Origin of the sequence: Streptomyces sp. NPDC058307, assembly GCF_042880295.1 — a bacterium.
GTDB lineage: Bacteria > Actinomycetota > Actinomycetes > Streptomycetales > Streptomycetaceae > Streptomyces.
Window position 1 is genome coordinate 79,792 of the sequence record NZ_JBHVYZ010000002.1, and the last position, 7,470, is coordinate 87,261.

7 protein-coding genes are annotated in these 7,470 nt (G+C 73.7%); 6 read left to right on the forward strand and 1 reads right to left on the reverse strand.

Annotation, left to right across the window (positions count from 1 at the left end):
- Together malQ and ACFVYN_RS02240 are read left to right on the forward strand one after the other, a co-directional pair.
- Nucleotides 1-1,687, forward strand: a 1,687-nt coding sequence (malQ, locus tag ACFVYN_RS02235; RefSeq protein ID WP_389991212.1) for a 4-alpha-glucanotransferase, incomplete at its 5' end; no start/stop codon positions are given.
- A 102-nt stretch (nucleotides 1,688-1,789) separates the two neighbouring features.
- Nucleotides 1,790-2,080, forward strand: coding sequence for a hypothetical protein (locus ACFVYN_RS02240; protein ID WP_389991215.1), 291 nt, complete (start codon nucleotides 1,790-1,792; stop codon nucleotides 2,078-2,080).
- A 117-nt stretch (nucleotides 2,081-2,197) separates the two neighbouring features.
- On the opposite strand, the gene ACFVYN_RS02245 is transcribed toward ACFVYN_RS02240, so the two are convergent.
- Nucleotides 2,198-2,707, reverse strand: a complete 510-nt coding sequence (locus tag ACFVYN_RS02245; protein WP_389991218.1) for a MarR family winged helix-turn-helix transcriptional regulator — start codon at nucleotides 2,705-2,707, stop codon at nucleotides 2,198-2,200.
- Nucleotides 2,708-2,811: 104 nt separating this feature from the next.
- Between ACFVYN_RS02245 and ACFVYN_RS02250 the strand changes: the two genes are divergently transcribed.
- The 4 genes from ACFVYN_RS02250 to ACFVYN_RS02265 all read left to right on the forward strand — a co-directional run bounded on the left by ACFVYN_RS02250 (nucleotide 2,812) and on the right by ACFVYN_RS02265 (nucleotide 7,369).
- Nucleotides 2,812-3,762, forward strand: a complete 951-nt coding sequence (locus ACFVYN_RS02250) for an EamA family transporter (RefSeq protein ID WP_389991220.1) — start codon at nucleotides 2,812-2,814, stop codon at nucleotides 3,760-3,762.
- A 67-nt stretch (nucleotides 3,763-3,829) separates the two neighbouring features.
- Complete coding sequence (locus tag ACFVYN_RS02255; protein WP_389991223.1) at nucleotides 3,830-5,140, forward strand: sigma-70 family RNA polymerase sigma factor; 1,311 nt, start codon at nucleotides 3,830-3,832, stop codon at nucleotides 5,138-5,140.
- A 117-nt stretch (nucleotides 5,141-5,257) separates the two neighbouring features.
- Nucleotides 5,258-6,016 (forward strand): SDR family NAD(P)-dependent oxidoreductase, encoded by a 759-nt coding sequence (locus ACFVYN_RS02260; protein ID WP_389991226.1) that lies wholly within the window; start codon nucleotides 5,258-5,260, stop codon nucleotides 6,014-6,016.
- A 102-nt stretch (nucleotides 6,017-6,118) separates the two neighbouring features.
- Nucleotides 6,119-7,369 (forward strand): M14 family zinc carboxypeptidase, encoded by a 1,251-nt coding sequence (locus ACFVYN_RS02265; RefSeq protein ID WP_389991229.1) that lies wholly within the window; start codon nucleotides 6,119-6,121, stop codon nucleotides 7,367-7,369.
- Nucleotides 7,370-7,470 lie beyond the last annotated feature (101 nt).

A 7,470-nucleotide genomic window follows, 5' to 3' on the forward strand; every position in this document is an offset into this window, starting at 1 on the left:
CGCCGACGCCCACCTGATCGTCGCCCCGCCGCGGCTGCCGGCCCCGCCGGGGCGGTCGTACGGACTCCTCGTCCAGCTCTACTCCCTGCTCTCGCAGCGCTCCTGGGGCATGGGCGACCTCGGCGACCTCGCCGAACTGACCTCCTGGGCGGGACGTGCCCTCGGCGCCGGCTTCGTCCAGGTCAACCCGCTGCACGCGGCCGTGCCCGGCGCCCCCACCGACCCGTCCCCCTACCGGCCGTCCTCGCGCCGCTTCCCCGACCCGGTGCACCTGCGGATCGAGGACATCCCCGAGTACGCCCATGTCGCGGACCGCGACCGGCTGCGGACCCTGCTGGAGCGCGCCGAGCGGCTGCGGGCATCCGTGCTCGACAAGGGCGCGCTGATCGACCGGGACGCGGTGTGGGAGCTGAAGCGGGAAGCGCTCGAAATCGTCCACGAGGTCCCCCTCGGGCCCGGCCGCCGCGCCGCCTACGCCGACTACCTCGCCGAGGGCGGCGAGGCGCTGGAGGACCACGCGACATGGTGCGCGCTGGCGGAGGCGCACGGCTCTGACTGGCGCGGCTGGCCCGTCGGCCTCCGCGACCCGCGCTCCGCCGAGACGGCCCGCGCACGCGGTGAGCTGATGGACCGCGTCGACTTCTACTGCCGCCTCGCCTGGCTCACCGAGAGCCAGCTCGGCGCCGCGCAGCGGACCGCACGGGAGGCGGGGATGCCGGTGGGCGTCGTCCACGACCTCGCGGTGGGCGTGCACCCCGAGGGCGCGGACGCGTGGGCCCAGCAGGCGTACTTCGCGTCCGGCATGTCCGTAGGAGCCCCTCCGGACGCCTTCAACGCCCGCGGCCAGGACTGGGGGCTGCCACCCTGGCGCCCGGACCGGCTCGCGGAGTCGGGGTACGCGCCGTACCGGCAGCTGCTGCGAGCCCTGTTCCGGTACACCGGCGCGCTGCGCATCGACCACGTCATGGGCCTGTTCCGGCTGTGGTGGGTCCCGCAGGGGCACCCGCCGACGGAGGGGACGTACGTCCGCTACGACGCGGAGGCGATGCTCGCCGTGCTCGTCCTGGAGGCGTCGCGGGCCGGAGCGCTCGTGATCGGCGAGGACCTCGGCACCGTCGAACCCGGTGTGCGCGAGGCGCTGCGCGAGCGCGGGGTGCTGGGGACGTCGGTGCTCTGGTTCGAGCGGGACTGGGAGGGCGACGGGCGCCCGCTGTCGCCCGAGCGGTGGCGTGCGGACTGCCTCGCGACCGCGACCACGCACGACCTGCCGCCCACAGCCTCACGGCTGACCGGGGAGCACGTGGAGCTCCGGGACAGTCTCGGGCTGCTGACCCGGCCGCTCGACGAGGAGCGCGCGGAGGCCGCGGCGGACACGGGGGAGTGGCTGGAGCTGCTGGCCCGTCTCGGACTGCTGCACGGCACGGGAGGCGGCGCCGACCCCTCCTCGGAGGAGGCGCAGATCCAGGCCGTCCACCGGTACCTGCTGAACACTCCGGCGCGCATGGTCGGGGTCTGGCTGCCGGACGCGGTGGGGGACCGCCGGCCGCAGAACCTGCCGGGGACCTGGGACCAGTATCCGAACTGGCGGTTGCCGATCGCGGACGGGGAGGGGCGGGTGATGACGCTGGAGGACCTGGCGGCGTCGGCCCGTCTGCACGCGCTGGTGGACGTGCTGCGGGCGCCGTAGCGGCGCGGCCGCGGGCGCCGCAGCGGGATGCGCGCACGGCCGGGGCGCCTCATACGGCACCCCGGACGCGCGGCCCGAACCGCCGTTGGATACTTTGGCTCCGTGGACAAGAAGAACGCCCTGCGCGCCGGCGCCCTGGTGGCCGGTACGACGCTGATGATGCTGCTCATGTCGTCCCCCGCCTCCGCGCTGACCCGCGACGACGGCGACGACCCCGGCAAGGGCCTGAGCGTCATCGAGACGCTGGGCCTCTTCGTCGTGGCCCCGCTCGTGCTGTTCGGGGTCATCGCCGGCCTGGTGATCGTCCTGGACAAGTCCAAGGAAGAGCACCGGGTGACCAGCCGCAACATCAGGACCAAGCCCGCCGAGGCCGAGGCCGGATCGAAGGCCTGACCCCACCTTTCCCGGGGCGCCGACCCCGCCACACGTACGCGCGTCAGCCGTACGCGGGCGAGGCCGGCGCCCTCGTGCGTTCTCAGGGGCTCGACGCCGTGGGATACCCCTGCAGCGTCACTCCGGTGGGTTCTGCGTCCCTTCCAGCAACGTCCGCAACAGGTCGGCCAGTTGGTCGGCCTGTTCGTCGTCGAGGGCGGACAGGGCCTCCGTCTGGGCGACCAGGCCCGCTCCCACCGCCTCGTCGATGACGGCCAACCCCTTTTCGGTCAGCGTCACTTGGAGGCCCCGGCGGTCGTGGGGGTCGGGGGAGCGGCGGAGCAGGCCGGCGCGTTCCAGCTTGTCGAGGCGGCCCGTCATGCCGCCCGTGGTGAGCATCAGCGTCGAGGAGAGCCGGCGGGGGGAGAGGGTGTACGGCTCGCCGGCGCGGCGGAGCGTGGCGAGGACGTCGAACTCGCCGCGGGAGATGCCGTAGGGGGCGTACACCTTCTCCACGCGGTCGCCCATGGCGCGGGAGAGGCGGTAGACGCGCCCGAAGACCTCCATGGCCCGGGTGTCGAGGTCGGGCCGCACGGCCGCCCACTGCTCGATGATCGCGTCGACGGCGTCCTTGCGCTGTGCACTCATGTGCCGAGTATCCGCAGGGCTCGGCTCGGCCGCAAGAAAGTGGCTTGCACGAAAGTAGCTTAGGAGTAAGCTACTTTCCATCAAGCCAATGATGAGAGGGAGTCATGAGGAAGCCGACCACCAACCGCACCGCCACCATCCTTCTCACCGCCCTCGCCCCCGTCTCCTGGGGCACCACCTACGCCGTCACCACCGAGTTCCTCCCCGCCGACCGGCCCCTGTTCACCGGCATGATGCGCGCGCTGCCCGCGGGGCTCGTGCTGCTCGGCCTCGCGCGGGTGCTGCCGCGGGGCATCTGGTGGGGGAAGGCGGCGGTGCTCGGGGCCCTGAACATCGGGGCGTTCTTCCCGCTGCTGTTCCTGTCGGCGTACCGGCTGCCGGGCGGGATGGCCGCGGTGGTCGGGTCGGTGGGGCCGCTGATCGTCGTCGGGCTGTCGGCCGTGCTGCTGGGGCAGCGGCCCACCACCCGCAGTGCGCTCACCGGGCTTGTGGCCGCGTTCGGTGTCAGCCTGGTCGTACTGAAGGCGGCCGGGGCCCTGGACGCCGTCGGTGTGGCGGCGGCCTTCGCCGCCACCGCCTCGATGTCCGCCGGGACCGTGCTGACCAAGCGCTGGGGCCGCCCCGACGGCGTCGGCCCGCTCGCGCTCACCGCCTGGCAGCTCACCGCCGGCGGCCTGCTCATCGCGCCCCTCGCCCTCCTCGTCGAGGGTGCTCCGCCCGCCCTCGACGGCCGTGCGGTCGGCGGCTACCTCTACCTCGCGCTGGCGAACACCGCGGTGGCGTACTGGCTCTGGTTCCGCGGCATCGGCCGTCTCACCGCCACCCAGGTCACCTTCCTCGGCCCGCTGTCCCCGCTGACCGCCGCGGTCGTCGGCTGGGCGGCCCTCGGCCAGACGCTGACCCCGCTCCAGCTGACGGGCATGGCGCTGGCGTTCGGGGCGACGGTCGCCGGACAGCTGGGGGTACGGCCGCCCGCCCGGCCGTCGTTCGGTTCTGCCGGCCGGGATCACCGCAAGCCTCCGGCGGACCTGGCGCTTTCGGGCGTCCGCCGGTAGGGACACACCCGGCGGGGGCGTTGTAACGTCACTCCGGCACCGCGTTACGAAACTGCCGGAGGCACACGTGGCCACAGACGTCTGCGCGGTGTGCGGGAAGCCGTTGGCCGCGCGAGCCGGCCGCACCGGACGCGGTTCCCTCTACTGCTCCGCCGCCTGCCGGCAGAAGGCCTACCGGGAACGGCGGCAGCCGCGGGGCCTCACCGTGCAGGGGCTCATCGACGACATCGGGCGCCAGGCGGGCCGGCTGGCGCCCCAGCCCGCGGACGCCCTCTACTCGACCGTCGCCGAACTGTCGGAGTCCGTCGCACAGTTGAGGCGGGTGGCCCGCACGGTACGCGAGACCACCCAGGACACCGGGGATTCCGTAACACCCACCGCCGTTACGCAACTCACCGAGACCGACTTCGGCGCCCTCACCGAGCAGTACCGCCGTGAGATCCAGGTGCACTGCTACCGCATGACCGGGTCCTACGACGAGGCCGAGGACCTCGTGCAGGAGACCTTCCTGCGGGCCTGGCGGGCCCGGGACGGGTTCCAGGGGCGGGCCAGTGCGCGGACCTGGCTGTACCGGATCGCCACCAACGCCTGTCTGGATCTGCTGCGGCGGACCGCACGCCGCCCGCAGCGCTACGAGCCGGTGCCGGGGATGAACCACGGCGAGGGGGAGCCGCCCGCCCGCATCACCTGGCTGCAGCCCTACCCCGATGACGAACTCCCCGTCGCAGAGAGCGAGTTGCCGGAGACGGCCACCGTCTCCCGGGAGACCCTGGAGCTCGTCCTCCTGGCCGCGATCCAGCATCTGCCCGCCCGGCAGCGAGCCGCCTTCATCCTGCGGGACGCGCTCGGACTGACCGCCGCGGAGACCGCCGAGGCCATGGAGATGAGCGTGGCCTCGGTCAACAGCGCGCTCCAGCGGGCCCGGCCGACGCTGCGCGCGCACCTGCCCCGGGAGCGTTCCGACTGGCGGCCCGCCGAGCCGACAGGAGCGCAACAGGCCGTGCTGGAGCGGTACATGGCCGCGGTCGAGCGTCTCGACCTCGACGCGATGGCCGCGCTGCTCGCCGAGGACGTGGTCCTCACCATGCCGCCGAACCCGTTCTGGTTCACCGGCCGGGACGCGCTCGTCGACTTCGTGCGGGTCAGCCTCGACCCGGCTTCACCGGCCTTCCTGGGCCACTGGCGCAGCCTGCCCGCCCGCGCCAACGGGCAACCCGCGGTGGGGAACTACGTCCGCAGACCGGGTACCAGCGTCTACCGCGCCCAGGTCCTGGACGTCCTGCGCTTCGGCACACCGGGCCGGGGCGACCGGATCGCGGAGATCACCTCCTTCGAGCCGCACCTCTTCCCGGCGTTCGGTCTGCCCCTGCGACTGTGACGCCGTGACGCCGTGATGCCTGTGACCTCGCGACCGATGAGCATCCGGGGAGTCGTACGTCTGCATGGATGTCACCCCGTACGTCACCCCGTACACACCACTTCCCAGGAGTTCACCATGCTGCTCACCGACAAGACCGCGATCGTCTACGGCGCCGGCGGTTCCATCGGCGGGGCCGTCGCCCGTGCCTTCGCGGAGCAGGGCGCGCGGGTCCACCTCGTCGGCCGCACCCGTGCCTCCCTGGAGGCGGTGGCCGCCGGCCTCAAGGACGCCGAGGTCGCCGTCGTGGACGCCCTCGACGAGGCGGCCGTGGAGGCGCACGCCGAGCAGGTCGGGGACATCGACATCTCCATCAACCTGGTCACGCGCGGCGATGTGCAGGGCGCGCCGCTGGTCGACATGGCCGCCGAGGACTTCCTGCGGCCGGTCACCAACGGTCTGCGCGCCAACTTCCTCACCGCCCGGGCCGCGGGACGCCGGATGGCCGCACGCGGCTCCGGGGTGATCCTCGCCCTCAACAGCGGTTCCGCGCACGGCAGTCCGATGATGGGCGGCACCGGTCCCGCGGACGGGGCGATCGACACCCTCGTGCGCAATCTGGCCATCGAGCTGGGGCCGCGCGGGGTGCGGGCGGTGGGGCTGTGGGTGGCCGGGGTGCCCGAGACGTTCACCGTCGAGAAGCTCGCCGCCGTCAATCCCGCCATCGACGAGGGGGCCGTGCGGGGCATCGTCGACCAGCTCGCCGGGATGCGCATGACCCGCCGCAACCCCACCCTCGCCGAGGTCGCCGCCACCGCGGTCTTCCTCGCCTCCGACCACGCGGGCGGCATCACCGGCACGTTCGTCAACGCGACGGGCGGGATGGTCAGCGTCTGACGGAGTACGAAGATCGGGATTCGCCCGCTGGACAAGAAAGAGGCCACTGGGGACAGTAATTCCCAGGGTGCCCGATCGGATCACCAGCGTGGGAGGACCGGCGTGCGGACTTCGCTCTATCCGGCAGTCGACGAACTGGAGCGAAGGGCCCGCACGCTGGTCCGCGCCGCCCCCGGGCTGTTGCGGCTCGGCCAGGTCGGGGAGAGCCGGGCGGGGCGTCCGCTGTGGCTGCTGTCCGCCGGACACGGCGACCGTCACATCCTGACCGTGGCCGGCGCCCACGCCAACGAACCGGTCGGCGGGGCCTCGGCGTTGCGGCTCGCCGCCCTGTTCGCCCGTCGGCCCCGCCTGCTCGAACTCCTCGGCTGCACCTGGCACTTCCTGCTCTGCCTGGACCCCGACGGGGCGCACCTCGCGCACGGCTGGCAGCCGGAGGAGCCGGAGCCGTCGCTGACGGAGTGTCATCGAGGTTTCTACCGGCCCGCGTTCGCCCGTCAGCCGGAGTCCCTGCCTGTGCCCCCCGGGAAGCCGCTGCCCGAGTCGGCCGCGCTCGTCCGGCTCCTCGACGAGCTGCGGCCGGTCGCCCAGTTCACCCTGCACGGCATCGAGTTCGGCGGTGCCTTCGTGATGATGACGAGGGAGGTGCCCGGTGCCGCGGACGCCTTCCGGGCCACGGCGGCGCGCCTGCGCGTCCCCGTCGACCGGCACCCCGTCGACGGCCCCGACTGGCGCCTCGACCCGCCCGGCGTCCTGGTGCTGCCCGACGGCCACGGCGCGGGCGAACGCGACCCGAGCGGGTTCGTCGCCGAGAGCACCTGGCTGCACCCCCGCCGCCACGGCACCCTGACCACCCTGATCGAGACCCCCGCCTGGGCCGTGCCGTCGGTGAGCGACGCCCGGCCCGTCACCGACCCGGACCGGGAGGCCGCGCGGCTGGGCGAGGTGCTGCTGGGCCGGACCCGGGAACTCGCGGCCGTCCTCGGGACACGGCTCGACACGGCCGTACCGGAGGAGCTGGCACCGTTGCGGGATGCCGCTCGGGAACTCCTCGACGTGGCGCCGTCGATCGTGGCGAGCTGGGCGGCGGAGGAACCCCGGCGCTTTCACGGCCACTTCGTGACCCGGGGGATCTCCGCCCGCCGTATCCCGCTCAGGGTGGCGGCGATGGCGAGCCGCGCCCTGGCCCGCGCCGAGCCCCGGGCCGCCGAGGTCCTCGACGACCTGGTGCGCGAGTGGTGCCAGGAGCTGGAGAAGACGTACGACCTGCGCTGGGTGCCGGTGGCCGCGCAGACCGGGCTGCATGTGCGGACCATGCTGCACACGGCCCGGCTGGTGTGCGGGGGAGGCGGATGACCGGGCCCACCCGCCTGCGGGGGAGGCGGATGACTGGGCCCACCGGCCTGCGGGGGAGGCGGATGACTGGGCCCACCGGCCTGCGGGGGAGACGGATGACA